The 12592-nt window shown below is 29.2% G+C and carries 17 protein-coding genes; 10 read left to right on the top strand and 7 right to left on the bottom strand.

Annotation, left to right across the window (positions count from 1 at the left end; translation table 11 throughout):
* Positions 1 to 5 precede the first annotated feature (5 nt).
* The 3 genes from ACQY31_RS01745 to ACQY31_RS01735 form a co-directional block, all read right to left on the bottom strand.
* Positions 6 to 698: a 3'-5' exonuclease gene (locus tag ACQY31_RS01745; protein ID WP_428080301.1), complete on the bottom strand. Its 693-nt coding sequence runs from the start codon at positions 696 to 698 to the stop codon at positions 6 to 8.
* Positions 682 to 2145: a DUF294 nucleotidyltransferase-like domain-containing protein gene (locus ACQY31_RS01740; RefSeq protein WP_428080300.1), complete on the bottom strand. Its 1464-nt coding sequence runs from the start codon at positions 2143 to 2145 to the stop codon at positions 682 to 684. The genes ACQY31_RS01745 and ACQY31_RS01740 overlap by 17 nt, the downstream gene beginning before the upstream one ends.
* 135 nt (positions 2146 to 2280) lie before the next feature.
* Positions 2281 to 2781, bottom strand: coding sequence for a hypothetical protein (locus ACQY31_RS01735; RefSeq protein ID WP_428080299.1), 501 nt, complete (start codon positions 2779 to 2781; stop codon positions 2281 to 2283).
* A gap of 80 nt (positions 2782 to 2861) precedes the next feature.
* Here ACQY31_RS01735 and ACQY31_RS01730 point away from each other — a divergent pair, with 80 nt between their 5' ends.
* On the top strand, positions 2862 to 3578 hold the full coding sequence (locus ACQY31_RS01730) for a Crp/Fnr family transcriptional regulator (protein ID WP_428080298.1): 717 nt from the start codon (positions 2862 to 2864) through the stop codon (positions 3576 to 3578).
* Between the two features lie 41 nt (positions 3579 to 3619).
* Here ACQY31_RS01730 and ACQY31_RS01725 read toward each other — a convergent pair whose 3' ends face one another.
* Complete coding sequence (locus ACQY31_RS01725) at positions 3620 to 4063, bottom strand: Hsp20 family protein (protein WP_428080297.1); 444 nt, start codon at positions 4061 to 4063, stop codon at positions 3620 to 3622.
* Between the two features lie 168 nt (positions 4064 to 4231).
* On the opposite strand from ACQY31_RS01725, the gene ACQY31_RS01720 reads away from it, so the two are divergent.
* Positions 4232 to 4357 carry a hypothetical protein gene (locus ACQY31_RS01720; RefSeq protein ID WP_428080296.1) on the top strand — a complete coding sequence of 42 codons (126 nt, stop codon included), beginning with the start codon at positions 4232 to 4234 and terminating at the stop codon, positions 4355 to 4357.
* Positions 4358 to 4465: 108 nt separating this feature from the next.
* Here ACQY31_RS01720 and ACQY31_RS01715 read toward each other — a convergent pair whose 3' ends face one another.
* Positions 4466 to 4633, bottom strand: a complete 168-nt coding sequence (locus tag ACQY31_RS01715; RefSeq protein ID WP_428080295.1) for a hypothetical protein — start codon at positions 4631 to 4633, stop codon at positions 4466 to 4468.
* 333 nt (positions 4634 to 4966) lie between these two features.
* Between ACQY31_RS01715 and ACQY31_RS01710 the strand changes: the two genes are divergently transcribed.
* The 8 genes from ACQY31_RS01710 to ACQY31_RS01675 all read left to right on the top strand — a co-directional run bounded on the left by ACQY31_RS01710 (position 4967) and on the right by ACQY31_RS01675 (position 10788).
* A complete protein-coding gene (locus ACQY31_RS01710) occupies positions 4967 to 5608 on the top strand; it encodes an aspartyl/asparaginyl beta-hydroxylase domain-containing protein (protein WP_428080294.1) in 642 nt (213 codons plus the stop codon).
* The gene (locus ACQY31_RS01705; protein ID WP_428080293.1) at positions 5596 to 5850 is read left to right on the top strand and encodes a DUF6868 family protein; all 255 of its coding nucleotides are present in this window, start codon (positions 5596 to 5598) and stop codon (positions 5848 to 5850) included. Before ACQY31_RS01710 ends, ACQY31_RS01705 begins: the two co-directional genes overlap by 13 nt.
* 101 nt (positions 5851 to 5951) lie before the next feature.
* Entirely contained in the window at positions 5952 to 7037 is a 1086-nt protein-coding gene (gene nirK, locus ACQY31_RS01700) for a copper-containing nitrite reductase (protein ID WP_428080292.1), read from the top strand.
* Between the two features lie 4 nt (positions 7038 to 7041).
* Entirely contained in the window at positions 7042 to 7275 is a 234-nt protein-coding gene (locus ACQY31_RS01695) for a hypothetical protein (protein WP_428080291.1), read from the top strand.
* On the top strand, positions 7272 to 7694 hold the full coding sequence (locus ACQY31_RS01690; RefSeq protein ID WP_428080290.1) for a plastocyanin/azurin family copper-binding protein: 423 nt from the start codon (positions 7272 to 7274) through the stop codon (positions 7692 to 7694). Before ACQY31_RS01695 ends, ACQY31_RS01690 begins: the two co-directional genes overlap by 4 nt.
* Positions 7695 to 7732: 38 nt before the next feature.
* On the top strand, positions 7733 to 8404 hold the full coding sequence (locus tag ACQY31_RS01685) for a 2OG-Fe(II) oxygenase (RefSeq protein ID WP_428080289.1): 672 nt from the start codon (positions 7733 to 7735) through the stop codon (positions 8402 to 8404).
* 3 nt (positions 8405 to 8407) lie between these two features.
* The gene (locus tag ACQY31_RS01680; protein ID WP_428080288.1) at positions 8408 to 9787 is read left to right on the top strand and encodes a cytochrome ubiquinol oxidase subunit I; all 1380 of its coding nucleotides are present in this window, start codon (positions 8408 to 8410) and stop codon (positions 9785 to 9787) included.
* Positions 9784 to 10788, top strand: coding sequence for a cytochrome d ubiquinol oxidase subunit II (locus ACQY31_RS01675; RefSeq protein ID WP_428080287.1), 1005 nt, complete (start codon positions 9784 to 9786; stop codon positions 10786 to 10788). The genes ACQY31_RS01680 and ACQY31_RS01675 overlap by 4 nt, the downstream gene beginning before the upstream one ends.
* Positions 10789 to 10917: 129 nt before the next feature.
* On the opposite strand, the gene ACQY31_RS01670 is transcribed toward ACQY31_RS01675, so the two are convergent.
* A complete protein-coding gene (locus ACQY31_RS01670; protein WP_428080286.1) occupies positions 10918 to 11148 on the bottom strand; it encodes a hypothetical protein in 231 nt (76 codons plus the stop codon).
* 254 nt (positions 11149 to 11402) lie between these two features.
* A complete protein-coding gene (locus ACQY31_RS01665; RefSeq protein WP_428080285.1) occupies positions 11403 to 12461 on the bottom strand; it encodes a homocysteine S-methyltransferase family protein in 1059 nt (352 codons plus the stop codon).
* Positions 12462 to 12592: the final 131 nt, after the last annotated feature.

The following is a 12592-nucleotide window of genomic DNA, read 5'->3' as shown; positions in this document are numbered from 1 at the left end:
AGAAATTAGTGAATATTTTTTGCATTCTTCATTACGTGTTGTAAACTAAATCCTTTATTACACAGTTTAACCAATCCTGAGATATTATTTACACCTTTTGCCCTTGCTTTATTTAATAAACATAAAAATAACCTAGCTGTAATCCAACAATCTCCTATTGCTGAGTGTCTTACTTGATCATTTGTTTTAATATTAAAATGCTCACAAAGATTTGAAAGTTCATAGCTCTTTAGATCAGGATAAAGTCCAGCAGTTAAAAAAATAGTATCAATAGGCTGAATGATTTTCATTCTATTTGCAAGCTTTGTGCCTTTAGCATTATTTTTTAAAAAATTGATATCAAAATCAATATTATGTCCCACCAAAATGCTTTTTTTTAAAAATTTTAATATTTTATCTTCAATTTCAATCAATGTTGGTTTATCGACAACATCTTCATCTTTAATATTATGGATTAATGTCGATTCATTTGGAATTTTTATTTGTGGATTTACTAATTCATTTAACACATAATTTTTTTGGATTTTAAAATTATTAATCTTTAGACAAGCAACAGATACAATTTTATCACCTCTTGAAACATTTAGCCCTGTTGTTTCAGTATCTAAAACAGAAAAGTTAGATTGATCAAGCGTTACTCGATTGAACAGTTTTTGTTTCTCAAAGTAATATTTGATTTTATTAAAAATATTCTTCACCAATATCTACTCTAACCCTTTTTTTTAATTCTTTTATTTTTTTGAGATAAATTTTTAAAACTTTTTTTTCTCTTTCAAGTAATAATTTTGGATTAATAAAATTTTTCATCGTAAGACCTTGTTTTGTTCGCTCAATTTGATTTTTAAGTAATATTTTTGACATAAAACGTTGGGCATTTTTGAAAAAATCTATCTCGTCGTCACTTAAAACTTTAAGTTTATTAAGTTCATCTAGTCTTTCAAATGTTGAGGTTTTTGTTATTTTATGTTTGATTGCATATAGTCTTATACTTTCAATCATGGGAAGTGTACCTGTATGCTTTAAATTCAATAAGCCAATATTTTCCTTATCTTTTTTTTCAAGAATAAATTGGCCAAAAAAGCCAATAGCAGCATCACTTTCTTCTTCACTAAAGTACAAGAACTTTAGTAATTTTTTTTCATGAAGTTTTTCATTTAAATGAGTTCTTAAATTCTCGGCAAGAACTGATTTTCCATAAACAGATTTAAAATCATAAAGCATATCAATATGCCTCATATCTTGTGGAGTATGATTATCTAAAAAATGATTTACTTGATCTTTCCATTCTGGCAAACTTTTCCTCCACAATGAATTGCTTGCCATTAAATTTCCTTTGCAAAACGGAATACCACAATCATCTAATGTTTTAGTAAAGTCTTTTGCAAGTTCTTCAAAATAAAGGTCTAATTTTTTTGGATCTTCATTATTTGCCTCATATATAATTCCGTTATCTTGATCTGGATGTAAAAAGCTTTCCATTCTTCCTCCAGAGCCCATAACAATTATTGAAAAAAATGGGATTTCTTTTATGATTTTTTTCTCGCCAACTCTTTTTTCTGCCAATCTTATTGCTCTTCGATAAATTACATTGTTAAGAAAGCTTAGTAGATATGAAATATCAAGAGGATCAATATTTCTATTCAACATATTTTCAGTTAGATAAATTTGTTGCTGTTTAATTTTAATTAAACCCATTATATCCTCTTCGTCATATGTCATTTTATCGATTTGATAAATTGTATCCCCTAACTCCGCTGTAAGAGCAGTATTCATATCTATCATTCCTAAAACATTTCCATTCATGTTAAATACTGGCAGATGATGCAAATTGAGCTTTCTCATTTTACCTACAGCATGAAATAATAAATCATCGTTATAAACAAATTTCACCGGTTGAGTCATGATTTGATCAACAGAGGTTTGTTCATTTGCTTTAAATACAACACGTTTTAAAATATCTTTTTCTGTTATGATTCCACAAATTTGATTATTATCTTCAATTAAAATAGTTGATTTCTTTAATTCTTTTAATTTTTCTAATGATGTTTTTATTAATTCTTTTCTATTCACCAAAATATAATTGTCCGTCATAAAATCCATTACCTTTTTGGTAAACAGCTCAACGGTGTTTGATCTTTTAAACATAATTAAATATTATTAACATTAAAATTGTTTCACAAAAAACATTAAATGAAAGGTATTCGATTTCAATTATGCAGTTGATACTTTTTCACCACGATTGGTGCACTGAATGTTTTAATTTATACTAATATATTAAATTTAATTAATCTTAATAAAAGATCTCCATCCATCAGAATTAATAAGATTTTGTTCATACTTTTTTTTTACCAAATCAAATGAAGAATTAAATCTAGGTAATTCAAGAACTTCACAGTTTTTGTTCTTAGCAATATGAAATATTTTATTTATTAGTTGCAGATAAATCTGTTGTTCTAATACAGGATTTGAACTGATTAAATTTTCAACTACTAAACATTTAGAAAATTCTTTATTTGAATCATTGGAAAAATTTTTGTTCATTATATCGTGCATTGAATAAATTAATAAACCAATACTGTAGGAGGAATCGTTTTTAGCAACTAATATACCGTTGGTTTCTTGTTTTAGAACCAATTTAATATAGCTTCTCAATCTACTTAATCCCCACGATGGAAATTCTTCTGCTAATAATGGTAAAATACCATTAAAATCTTGATCGTTATCTTTGATTTTTAAAATACTAAGCCCTGGTAAATTATTTGGGTTATGTTGAGCAAGCATAATGAACTAAATATCTTATTTTTAGAGGAACAGTTTGATCTAGATCAAAAACAAATTATAATTAAATTTTATATTCTGCTATGAGCTCAGCACAAATAAATAAAAGTTTCATTGAAAAAAGCAGATGTTCTGAATGTAACATTAGATCATATTCTTTTTGTAGGTGTTTACAGGAGGAAAAGCTTAAAGAATTTTCAGGTATTTCGTCAGAGAAAAAATTCAGTAATAAAAAAAATATTTTTTTACAACAAGACGAAGCTAAAAATATTTATAATATTACTGAAGGAAATGTTAAAATTTATCAATTAATTGATGATGGCCGTATTCAAATAATTGGATTTCTTTATCCTGGTGATTTTTTTGGATCTTACAAAAATGGTAAATATAATTATTGTGCAGAAGCTATAGGTGATGTGCGTGTTTGTATTTTTGAGCAAAAAAAACTAGATCAATACATTGAAAAAAATATGATTCTTGCAAAAGAGCTTTTAAATCAAACCTCTTTTGAATTAACACTTGCTCAAGATAGGCTGGGTGTTTTGGGTAAATTAGATGCAACAGAGCGACTTGCTAAATTTTTAATAAATATATCAGAACAAAGAAAAAGAATAGGATGGCAAAATAATCCAATAAGCTTACCTATGACGAGACAAGATATTGCGGATTATTTAGGTTTGACAATTGAAACCGTCAGTCGAGAAATATCTAAGTTAAAAAGTTCAAATATAATTAAAGTTTTATCTTCTAAGCAAGTTTTTATTAACGATATTGATAAATTATCTAGTCTTTCAAAATAAATTAAATAGCCCCAGTGTTGCACCGAGGCTATTCATTTTGATTATTGTCTTTTTGTAATAGGAATTTCTTTTACATTTTTAGGTAAAGGATTTTCCTCTTTTAATTTAATTGACAACATTCCTTTTTCCATAACCGCTTCTTCGACTTTAATATCTTTGCCAATAATAAAACTGGCACAGACATTTTCTTTTTCAACTCCTTTGTAAAGATATTCTTTGTCATCTTTCTCAACTTTATTCTTTGAAGAAGATTTTATTTTAAGAACATTATCTTCAACACTAACATTGACATCTTTTTGATCAACGCCAGGTAATGCAACTTCAATATTATAGTCTTGTTTACCTACTTTAGTAATATTGTAGTTTACTCTATTAGTTTCAAAAGCATCGATATCATTGTTGTGAAGATCTTCAAAATGCTTAAACATATTATCGAAACCTACTGAAAAAGGTCTAAGTGAGTCTATTATAGATAATGATTTCATAACTGCTCCTTTCTATTAATTATTGGTTAAACTTAACCTAAAATTAAAAAAAATATTTGACGTGAATCAAAATCAGTAATTTTTGATTTTAATCAATTTTAAGATCTTTTGATTACGATCAATGTATCTATTTAAAATTTAAATATCTTGAAAGCGAAAGGAGTAATCATGAATTACAAATTAAAAAGAAAGTCAAATATGAATAAAACTAATTTTGCAATTGCAATGATGTTAATTGCATTTTTATTAATGTTGATTTCTATTTATGTACCGGAATTTACCACTAACTATTAGATAGTGATTATTTATCTATTAACATTAGCAAGTGATTTAAGTGTTAATGGTTTTATTCCAAACTATTCATAAATACCTTTTTAAATGGTTTGATAGTATTTACTGCTCTTAGAGTAAATTTTCTGTTGGTTTTATGTTATTTAACCATGAGCTGTATATTTTACTATTTATAGAATTTTCAAAATGGGGTGCTGTTGGATAACTACTGTATCTTGGTATAGGGTACTCTGGAACCATATTCAAAATACATTTGTCTCCTTGTAGTTCTTTGAACATTAGAGAGTTTTATGATTTTTTTAATAAATAATATTGATTTAAATCAATACCAAATTTTTAAATAAATATAATTTATATTTATGAAAATACACAATCTTGTTAAAACTTTAATACTGGCAATTGTGATAAGCTCATTAACAGCATATATTACAGTTTTGATTTCGCCTTACCTTTTTTAGAAAAATAGGTCCCACCATTTATAATTGTGGAGGAGATAATATCAATATTAGGGATATAAAGCATGATGAGACCATGTTTTTTTTTAAATCAAAAAAACTTATTATCTTTGATGTAAATCAATTTATTTTTTTTAAATTCATTTAAACAACAATCATGTCAGTCAAAAGTTTAGTTTATAAAGTTCCAGGTATATCTTTTGATATTGATCGATTGGTTGATACTTATCAAGAGATAATTCAAAAAAAAAAATTTGATCAAGGCGATGGATCAGTATCACACATAGATAGTATTTCCCTCAATAGAATTCCAGGCAATGAAGATAGTACTAAAGGAAAATTTTCATGGGGCCTTTATTGGACAAAACCAGATCAATCAGGTCAAGAAAAATCTAGAGCACATCATATTGATGAAAAGAAATTTACAGAATTTTTACCAGAATTTAAAAACACTTATTTCAAGTATGTATACGAGACATTATCTAAAAGATATGCTTTAGGAAGAACGAGAATATTAAAAAAAGGACCAAGATCCACTTTAAGTTGGCATCGGGATCCTGAACTAAGATTGCATGTACCTATAATTACCAATCCAGGCTGTAGATTTGTAATTGAAGATAGATCTTTTCATTTACCTGCTGATGGACATGCTTGGATAGTTAATGCGAAAAAATATCATAATTTTTTTAATGGTGGTGAAGAAGATAGAATACATTTGGTGGCAACACTTCCGTATAGCAAATTATTTGATGATAAAAAAAACACTTACGATCAATTTTGGCATACATGGGGACATTAGATTTAAATTTTTTGGCAAGTTTTTTTGGTTGGCTAATAGTTGCTAATTTTTTGTTTCTAATTTTTAGAGTTTTTTTATTTGGAAGTTCACCTAAAAATTTTATTTACAAAATACATAAAAACTTTTTTAAAGTTTCAAATAAAGATTTTGAAAAAGCACATTATAAAGGTATAATTTTACATATAACGCTTATAGTATTTTTTATCTTGCTTCCCTATATTGTCTTGAGATATCTAATTTAATTTCAAAAAGGTTTGATTTAATTAAATTTGATTTAAATCAAATTTTTTAAACTTTGATAGAGATCAAATATAATTTCGTATCAATCATTAAAGTAGTTTTTATGAATGCAAAAAACTATTTATTTTATGTTATCTCGTTAATATTAATTTCCATTGCCTTGCAGGCAAAAAGCAGTGAAGCAGATAAACTCCCTGTAGTTGTTCAAGAGTTAGTGCCAGCGCCATTGGTTCCAGCTCATGATATCGTTGCAAAAGGAGGGCCCAAAGTAATTAAAGTAAGAATGAGTGTGACAGAAAAAATTATCACAATTGATAAACAAGGAACAAAGTTTAGAGTTTTTGCTTTTAATGATAGTGTTCCAGGACCACTTATCGTTGCCCACGTTGGCGATTATATTGAGTTAACATTAGTTAATCCTAAAAAAAATAATTTTGAACATAATATAGATTTTCATGCAGCAACAGGTGCTTTAGGAGGGGGAGGTCTTACACATATTTTACCAGGTGAAGCAGTAGTCCTAAGGTGGAAAGCAATTAAACCAGGAGTATTTGTTTATCACTGCGCGCCGGGTGGAGCAATGGTTCCTTGGCATGTTGTAAAGGGCATGAACGGAGCTGTTATGGTTTTGCCAAGAGATGGATTAAAGGATCGAGAGGGAAATCCAATCACATATGACAAAGCATATTATATTGGTGAACAGGATTTTTATGTCCCAAAAGATGATAATGGCAATTACAAAGAATATCTTCACCCTGGCGATGGCTTCAGTGATGTTTTAGAAGTAATGAAAACATTAACACCTACGCACGTTGTATTTAATGGATCTGAAGGTGCTTTAGAGGGAGATAATGCATTGACAGCAAAGGTAGGAGAATCGGTGATGTTTATTCATGCTCAAGCAAATAGAGATACACGACCTCATTTAATAGGGGGCCACGGTGACTATGTATGGCCCAATGGATCTTTTAACGATCCTCCGAGAACTAATTTAGAAACATGGTTTGTACCAGGCGGTGCAGCTGGAGCAATGATATACAAATTTAGACAGCCAGGTACTTACGTTTATCTAAATCACAATCTTATTGAAGCATTTATTCTTGGTGCGAAAGCCGAAGTAAAAGTTGAGGGCAAATGGAACAATGATTTAATGGAACAATTAATGGAACCCACAAGAATTGCAGATTGATTATATGCATTTGTACGAAAAAAGTATGATTGAAAATAAAGAGTTAGAAAAAATTACAAAGTTACAAAACGAAAATAAATATCTAAAAAATATATTCGATGAGGAAACAAAAAAACTCAAACACACAATTAGAGTATTAAATAAGGAAATTGAATTTTATAAAGATAATTCTGATATTTTAAAAAGAGAAATTAAAGATCTTAAAAAAACACAAAGGAGAAAATTATTTACTGCATGAAAAAATACATATTAATAATATTTTTTTTGTTTTCTAATTATGCAATGAGTGAAACTATCAACATTAAAATGTTAAATAAGCTTGGCAAAGAGAGAATGGTTTATTCCGAAAAGATTGTAAGAATTAATGTTGGTGATGAAATTTTTTGGGAGTCAACAGACAAGGGACATAATGTTGAATTTATCAAAGGTGGTATACCCGAAGGTGTAGAAATATTTAAATCAAAGATAAATGAGGATGTAAGTTATAAATTTACTATCCCAGGAATTTATGCTTATTGGTGCACTCCTCACAAAAGTTTAGGAATGATAGGTTTTGTTGTTGTTGATGGTGACAAGTCTAATCTAGAAAAGATAAAACAATTAAGATTTTTTGGGCAGTCTAAAAAATTAGCTAAAAAATTAATTGATCAATTATAAATATCGCACAAATATTAAAAAATAATTTTTTAAATAAAATGTTAAATCAAACAGAAATAAAAGACAAACCATTATGTGAAAATTTTGAGATTAAAAAAAATTTAAATAATGCTTTATTAATTAAAGAGCCATTCAACCATTGGACATTTGAAAAAGTGCTACCAAAAAATTTATTAGATAAAGTGCTCAAACTTCCAATTGATCCACCAGTAATAAATACTTATTCAGGTAAAAGAGAAACTAACAATAAGACAAGAATATTTTTTAATAGTGAAAACTGTAAAAAATATGAATGCTTGGAAGAAATTGCAGAAATTTTTAATAGCGATAAAATTGGAAGTACATTAAGTTTAATTTCTGGAAATGATTTATCCAAAGGAAAGCTGCGTATCGAGTATACATTGGATACTGGTGATTTTTGGTTAGAACCACATTTAGATATTAAACAAAAAATGATAACTTTTATAATTTATCTATCAAGCGATACAAACGATTACACTAAAGATTGGGGAACAACAATTTATAATAAAGATTTAACATTAAATTCAAAAATACCCTATAAGCAGAATACTGGATTTATGTTTATTCCAGGTCAAAATACTTGGCATGGAATACCTAGGCAATATATTTTTGGGGTTAGAAGAAATTTGATTATAAATTATGTATCAAGTGACTGGAAAAGTATCAATGAGCTATATAAATTAAGTTAAAATATGGACGTAGTTGATTTATCTAGAATACAGTTTGCAGCAAATGTAACGTTTCATATTCTATTTCCATCAATCACCATTGCTTTAGCTTGGTTTCTTTTATTTTTTAAAGTTCGATATACTCAAACAGGAAATTATAAATGGATGAATATTTATTTTTTCTGGACAAAAGTTTTTGCACTATGTTTTGCTCTTGGGGTGGTCTCAGGAATTACTATGTCCTTTCAATTTGGCACGAATTGGCCTGGATTTATGAATACAGTTGGAAATATTGCTGGGCCTTTATTAGGCTACGAAGTGCTTACCGCTTTTTTTTTAGAGGCTAGTTTTTTAGGCATAATGTTATTTGGTTTTAGAAAAGTAAAACCTTGGCTACATACGTTCTCAACTTTTCTAGTTGCCTTTGGAACCACCTTATCTGCTTTTTGGATTTTAGTTTTAAATAGTTGGATGCACACACCAGCAGGTTTTGAAATGATTAATGGTGAAGCTTATGTCACTAGCTGGATGGAAGTAATATTTAATCCTTCAATGCCTTACCGATTAACTCATAAATTATTAGCTTCTGGATTGACGGCTAGTTTCTTAATTGCTGGCATATCTGCGTACCGTTATTTAAAAGGTTATAAAACCGAAACTGTTAAAACCGCTATTAAAGTATCAACAATAGTTGCAGCTCTATTAATTCCAATTCAAATATTTATAGGTGATCTACATGGATTAAATTCGTACGAGCATCAACCTCAAAAAGTTGCAGCCATCGAAGGTAATTGGCAAACCCAAAAAGGTATTCCGTTAATTTTATTTGCATTACCTGATGAAGAGACAAGATCAAATAAATTTGAAATTGGTATTCCAAAGTTAAGTAGCTTGATCATTACCCATGATTTAAATGGTGAAGTTAAAGGCTTAAATGAATTTAAAGGAGAACATCCACCGGTTGCACCTATTTTTTGGTCTTTTAGAATAATGATTGCAACAGGCTTGATGATGTTATTAGTGTCTTGGCTTGGTTGTTATTATTTATTTAGAAAGAAAGAAGCGCCTAGTTTATTTTATAAAATTTTGGTTTTAATGTCTTTTTCAGGATGGATTGCAACCATTGCAGGTTGGTATGTGACAGAAATAGGTCGTCAACCTTATCTTGTTCAAGGAGTTTTAAAAACTGCTGATGCCGTTACAACCGTGCCAAGTGCTTATATTGCAATTTCATTAACAATTTATTTACTTGTATACATTTTGCTGATTATTGCTTTTGCGACTACTTTGTTTTACATGGCAAGAAAATCTAAGGATAAAGAATTTGATCCAAATGAATTTGATCCAACAACAGGTCAAAGACGATCTATTTCAACAGTCAATATCCCATTAAAACAATTATGATCGAAAGTTCTACAGGCTTACCTATATTGTTTGCATCTTTAATGGGATTAAGCATGTTAATTTATGGCTTGCTTGATGGTTATGATTTAGGAGTGGGTATTTTATCTGGCTTTACTAAAACTCGAGAAGAAAAAAATAAGATGATAGCATCTATTGGACCTTTTTGGGATGCAAATGAAACTTGGTTGGTTTTAGGAGTTGGAATTTTATTAATTGCTTTTCCAAAAGCACATGGAGTGATTTTATCAAATTTGTATCTACCAGTTTTTGTAATGCTAATTGGTTTAATTTTTAGAGGCATTGCATTTGATTTTAGAAGCAAAGCAAAAGAGAAATATCAAAAGTTTTGGGATCAAGCCTTTTTTGGAGGTTCTTTATTAACTGCTCTTGCTCAAGGGTACATGTTAGGCTTTTATATTGTAGGATTTAATAATTCTTTAGCTACAATTATATTTTCTTTAATCGTTAGTATTGGGGTTGCAATTGGATATTGTTTAATCGGAGCAAATTGGCTGATCATGAAAACAGAAGATAATTTACAAATAAAATCTGTTCGTTGGGCAAAAATTTCACTTATCGGAGCAGTGTTTTGTATTGGACTGGTCTCTCTTGCAACTCCAATTGCAAGCACTAGAATTTTTGAAAAATGGTTTGTATTACCTAATCTTTATTATCTTTTTCCTATTCCACTAATAACTCTAGGATTAATTGTAATGATGTATTTCTATTTAAAGAAGCTACCAATGATTAACGATAAAAATTGCTGGGTGCCTTTCTTTTTAACAATTTTAGTTTCCATCCTTTGTTTTTTAGGATTATCTTATAGTTTCTTTCCTTACATTGTGCCTAATCAAATGCTTATCACTGAAGCAGCTTCTGCTACCTCATCGTTGTGGATTATATTGTTTGGAGTAGTGATCGTCTTTCCAATTTTAATTGGATATACTTTTTTGTCTTATAAAGTTTTTCACGGCAAAAGTTCTAAATTAAGATACGACTAAATATCAATATTGTTAAATATTACTGCTCCATATACTCGTCAATGAGATTGGTTCTTGACTAAGATTCTTTAATTTGAATTCAATAGTAATTCAGTCCTGATTGGTCAAAACTTAAGAATCCAAATTATACTATTTGCAAAAAGCTTGATAAACAGTTGTGTAATTTGCTGCTGTTTGAGAATATTGCATAGCTTTATCTTCATCCTTAGTTTTTTTCCAGTGATCATCAGCTACTTTAAGAAAATAGCCAATTGCACCATATATTTCTTCACAAGTTTTTTGAGAATATTTTTTATCTTCGGCAATTGAAGTATTGCAAAACAAAATAAGTAACAAAGTAATTTTTAATATTTTTTTCATTAACCAATATTAACAAATATTAAATACAGAGTCTAATCACTGAAAATCCTGCTCCAATAGTGCTCCAATGACATTGGTTCTTGACTAAGATTCTTTTAATGACCTTTCTTTTTTAAATTTACCTTTAGATTATATGTTGTGTATTTACAATGCTGAACTTATTAATTGCTGTCTTGGTAGATGTTGTAATTAATCAAAAGAAATTGTAATTGTTAAGCGTAACTAATTAAAGCTACGCTTAACATAAAATATTTTTAAGCTTTATTTCCGTAATCAGTCATGTGTTTAGGAATTCTTTTATTTTTCCCGTACATAAAATGATTTTCCATATTCTCTCTGTATTTACTTGCAGGAACTTTTAATCCAACTGCTTCAGCTGTTTCTCTTATTAACATTGGATTAGCACCACAACAAACACCAAGATAATTTATCTTCATTTCATAAGCATCTTTTGCAAATTGCCCAATTTCATATCTATTACAAAACAATGGATCCAGTGCAGTTGGAAATGTTCTTCCATGCGGAGAAGGACATTTGCAGTTATCATAATCTGGAAGATTAAAGAAAGTAGGGTGAGCATCGCTTGTTCTGTAAGGAATAGGTAGTGCACCTACATGACATCTAACTGCTGCTCTTACCTCTTTTAAGTATGGCATCATTGTTTCTGGTCCTCTAAAACAATTTAGACCTACTACATCAGCACCTCTTTGCTCTAATTCTTTACAAGTATCAACAACTGACATGCCGTCTCTCATTTTATTTTCACCCATTGGAGAAATAGTAAGAACTGTTGGAAGACCTGACTTTTTCATTATCTCTAAAGCTTTAAAAGCTTCTTCTGCATAATAAAAAGTTTCACCAATTAACATATCAGCACCTTCATCAACTGCCCAACCAATCATTTCAGAAAACATTTTCTCAACTTCTAACTGAGCTTGTTTATCGTCTTCTTTCCAAATGTTTGAGTTTGAAATGTTTCCAGCCATTAAGTTAGGAGCAATTCCTTCAGGTGTGTCCATTGCAACTTTTTTGGCAATTTTTAATGCTGATCTGTTTAATGGTTCAAGTAACTCTTCTTTACCGATCACTCTCATTTTTTCTCTGTGACCATTGTAAGTAAAAGCCTCCACTATATCAGAACCAGCGTGCTGGAATTCTCTATGAAGATTTTCAAGAACATGTGGATGATCTAAAGACACCATCGGCACAAATTCTCCAGAGGCCATATAACCTCTTCTTTCAATCTCAAATAAAAAACCTTCAGCACAAATAACTGGTCCTTTGTTTAAACGATCTACTAATTTATTAGACATTTACATTTATCCTTTCTTATAACTTCAGCGGCAATTTTTTGAGAATGTCGCTTTAGCATATTTTTTTAAGCGCCAGCAATTTGTTTTAAATCAGCGCTACAAGATTCTTATCAAATTCATTAAAATTTTAA

The organism is Candidatus Pelagibacter sp. (assembly GCF_965262185.1).
In the GTDB taxonomy this organism is placed as follows: domain Bacteria; phylum Pseudomonadota; class Alphaproteobacteria; order Pelagibacterales; family Pelagibacteraceae; genus Pelagibacter.
The sequence above is the reverse complement of the archived record's forward strand: the minus strand, read 5'-3'. Positions and strand labels throughout refer to the sequence as shown.

Excerpts from the sequence above, each read along its gene's own strand:
- ACQY31_RS01740 (WP_428080300.1), bottom strand. The coding sequence starts at position 2,145 with ATGTTTAAAAGATCAAACACCGTTGAGCTGTTTACCAAAAAGGTAATG.
- ACQY31_RS01735 (WP_428080299.1), bottom strand. The coding sequence starts at position 2,781 with ATGCTTGCTCAACATAACCCAAATAATTTACCAGGGCTTAGTATTTTA.
- ACQY31_RS01730 (WP_428080298.1), top strand. The coding sequence starts at position 2,862 with ATGAGCTCAGCACAAATAAATAAAAGTTTCATTGAAAAAAGCAGATGT.
- ACQY31_RS01725 (WP_428080297.1), bottom strand. The coding sequence starts at position 4,063 with ATGAAATCATTATCTATAATAGACTCACTTAGACCTTTTTCAGTAGGT.
- ACQY31_RS01720 (WP_428080296.1), top strand. The coding sequence starts at position 4,232 with ATGAATTACAAATTAAAAAGAAAGTCAAATATGAATAAAACTAATTTT.
- ACQY31_RS01715 (WP_428080295.1), bottom strand. The coding sequence starts at position 4,633 with ATGTTCAAAGAACTACAAGGAGACAAATGTATTTTGAATATGGTTCCA.
- ACQY31_RS01710 (WP_428080294.1), top strand. The coding sequence starts at position 4,967 with ATGTCAGTCAAAAGTTTAGTTTATAAAGTTCCAGGTATATCTTTTGAT.
- ACQY31_RS01705 (WP_428080293.1), top strand. The coding sequence starts at position 5,596 with ATGGGGACATTAGATTTAAATTTTTTGGCAAGTTTTTTTGGTTGGCTA.
- nirK (WP_428080292.1), top strand. The coding sequence starts at position 5,952 with ATGAATGCAAAAAACTATTTATTTTATGTTATCTCGTTAATATTAATT.
- ACQY31_RS01695 (WP_428080291.1), top strand. The coding sequence starts at position 7,042 with ATGCATTTGTACGAAAAAAGTATGATTGAAAATAAAGAGTTAGAAAAA.
- ACQY31_RS01690 (WP_428080290.1), top strand. The coding sequence starts at position 7,272 with ATGAAAAAATACATATTAATAATATTTTTTTTGTTTTCTAATTATGCA.
- ACQY31_RS01685 (WP_428080289.1), top strand. The coding sequence starts at position 7,733 with ATGTTAAATCAAACAGAAATAAAAGACAAACCATTATGTGAAAATTTT.
- ACQY31_RS01680 (WP_428080288.1), top strand. The coding sequence starts at position 8,408 with ATGGACGTAGTTGATTTATCTAGAATACAGTTTGCAGCAAATGTAACG.
- ACQY31_RS01675 (WP_428080287.1), top strand. The coding sequence starts at position 9,784 with ATGATCGAAAGTTCTACAGGCTTACCTATATTGTTTGCATCTTTAATG.
- ACQY31_RS01670 (WP_428080286.1), bottom strand. The coding sequence starts at position 11,148 with ATGAAAAAAATATTAAAAATTACTTTGTTACTTATTTTGTTTTGCAAT.
- ACQY31_RS01665 (WP_428080285.1), bottom strand. The coding sequence starts at position 12,461 with ATGTCTAATAAATTAGTAGATCGTTTAAACAAAGGACCAGTTATTTGT.